The sequence below is a fragment of the Verrucomicrobia bacterium CG1_02_43_26 genome, assembly GCA_001872735.1.
GTDB lineage: Bacteria > Verrucomicrobiota > Verrucomicrobiia > Opitutales > CG1-02-43-26 > CG1-02-43-26.
Genome location: MNWT01000001.1, coordinates 1 through 631, shown reverse-complemented (window position 1 = coordinate 631; position 631 = coordinate 1). Strand labels below are relative to the sequence as shown.

At 42.2% G+C, this 631-nt stretch carries 1 protein-coding gene; it reads left to right on the top strand.

The window, feature by feature from the left end:
• Window positions 1-154 precede the first annotated feature (154 nt).
• A complete protein-coding gene (locus tag AUJ82_00005) occupies window positions 155-460 on the top strand; it encodes an addiction module antidote protein, HigA family (protein ID OIO61077.1) in 306 nt (101 codons plus the stop codon).
• Window positions 461-631: the final 171 nt, after the last annotated feature.

Sequence of the window (631 nt, the reverse complement as noted above, 5' to 3'; positions counted from 1 at the left end):
TGAATTATCCAGGTTCTAACTTGCACAAACTAACAGGAGATAAAAAAGACCAATATGCTGTGAAGGTATCCGGGAATTGGAGAGTGTTTTTCGAGTTTGTTGATGGCGGTGCTTATGTCGTCGATTATGACGATTATCATTAAGGGGTGAAAGCGTGAAAAGACAACCAACGCATCCTGGTAAGATTATAAAAGAAGATTATTTAAAACCTTTATCCCTAACCATAAACGAGTTAGCATCGATTCTTGGTATCTCAAGAAAGACATTATCAAAGATTATAAATGAAAGAAGTGCTGTTACTCCGAATATGGCACTTCGTTTATCTCGCGCGTTTGATACGACCCCTGATTTTTGGCTTAATCTGCAAAAGAATTATGATTTATGGCAGGCCGAGCATGCATCAAATGAGTGGCAGAGGGTGAAACCGCTCTCTTCTCAATTACTTCACTCACGTATATAGGATAGGGAAGCCCATGCATCTTGGCATTCATTCGCAACCCACCTATTGGAAGGCGGTTATGATATTCGAACGGTCCAGGAACTCCTGGGTCACAAAGACGTAAAAACAACCATGATTTACACACATGTCCTCAACCGTGGACCGGCTGGGGTTCGCAGCCCAATCGACATG